The organism is Brevibacillus sp. NRRL NRS-603, from assembly GCF_003013445.1.
Classification (GTDB): domain Bacteria; phylum Bacillota; class Bacilli; order Brevibacillales; family Brevibacillaceae; genus Brevibacillus; species Brevibacillus formosus.
Genome location: NZ_PXZN01000175.1, coordinates 1 through 843, shown reverse-complemented (window position 1 = coordinate 843; position 843 = coordinate 1). Strand labels below are relative to the sequence as shown.

The following is an 843-nucleotide window of genomic DNA, read 5'->3' as shown; positions in this document are numbered from 1 at the left end:
GCAATAGCGCAATCGTATCCTTCGGAAAACAGGAGCCGCCATAGCCTACTCCTGCCCGTAAAAATTGCGGACCGATTCGGCTGTCCAGTCCCATTCCTCGCGAGATCGTCACGATATCCGTCCCCAGAGCAGTACTTAACCGTGCCAGCTCATTCATGAAGGAGATCCGGGTAGCCAAAAATGCATTTGAAGCGTATTTGATCAGCTCCGCGTTTGCTCTGGTGGTGATAACTCGCGGTGCCTTTACACCGTTGTACAGTTCCTCCATGCCAGCCGCTGCCTGAGGATTATCTACGCCTATGACAATTCGAGAAGGCTCCAATGCGTCAAACAATGCACTCCCTTCCCGTAAAAACTCCGGGTTGGATGCAACAGATACCCCTTGGCAGCCAGCCAGCATCCCCGCTACTTTTTCGCCAGTTCCGACTGGTACGGTACTCTTGATTACCACGATGCGTTCTTGCGGTGCGAGCGAATGAACCTTTTCAATGTCAGAAACAGCCCCAAGTAAATAGGTTAAATCGGCTGTGCCGTCGGCTGCTTCAGGTGTGCCTACACAAATGAAAAAAATCTCTGCGTCCTTCGCCTCCGTCAGATCCGTATAAAATGTAAGCGCACCATCATCCAATACTTTTTTCAATGCCTCATCTAAGCCCGGCTCGTAAATCGGCGAGATCCCTTGGCGCAGTTTTTCTACTTTGGATGCAACGAGATCAATCCCAGTCACCTGATGACCGTTCATGGCTAGGGAAACAGCAGTCGTCAAACCTACGTAACCGGTCCCAATAACGGCAACTTTCATTCCTTCACCTCATCATTTTTTCGACACACGCAAATAAAGCT

The 843-nt window shown here is 50.2% G+C and carries 1 protein-coding gene; it reads right to left on the bottom strand.

Features of this window, described 5'->3' with window-relative positions; translation table 11 throughout:
- Positions 1–802, bottom strand: an 802-nt coding sequence (locus tag C7R94_RS29725; protein ID WP_146142870.1) for a UDP-glucose dehydrogenase family protein, incomplete at its 3' end; no start/stop codon positions are given.
- Positions 803–843 lie beyond the last annotated feature (41 nt).